Raw genomic sequence first — 250 nt, 5'->3', positions numbered from 1 at the left:
AGAGTATGTCGCCGCCTTTCTTTAAGATAGCCCGCTCTGAAAAGAGCGGGCTTCTTTTTTTTATAGGTGCGGCGTGTCGACCTTCGGGCTCGATCCGCCGCCTTTCTTTAAAATCCTCATCAGAAATAGACTGCACCCAAAAGTTTAGACAAATTTACAATTAAATTTGATAATGGTGAGCTCGATATTTTATCGGGCTCATTTTGTTTAAATTCGACTTTATTCTATCGTTGTTATAATAGGTTATGTA

At 39.2% G+C, this 250-nt stretch carries 1 protein-coding gene; it reads right to left on the bottom strand.

From position 1 onward, the window contains the following. Positions 1–160 precede the first annotated feature (160 nt). A complete protein-coding gene (locus GV828_RS13355; protein WP_394350645.1) occupies positions 161–247 on the bottom strand; it encodes an IS3 family transposase in 87 nt (28 codons plus the stop codon). Between the last annotated feature and the right edge of the window lie 3 nt (positions 248–250).

Origin of the sequence: Flavobacterium ichthyis, assembly GCF_009915155.1 — a bacterium.
In the GTDB taxonomy this organism is placed as follows: Bacteria; Bacteroidota; Bacteroidia; order Flavobacteriales; family Flavobacteriaceae; genus Flavobacterium; species Flavobacterium ichthyis.
The sequence above is the reverse complement of the archived record's forward strand: the minus strand, read 5'-3'. Positions and strand labels throughout refer to the sequence as shown.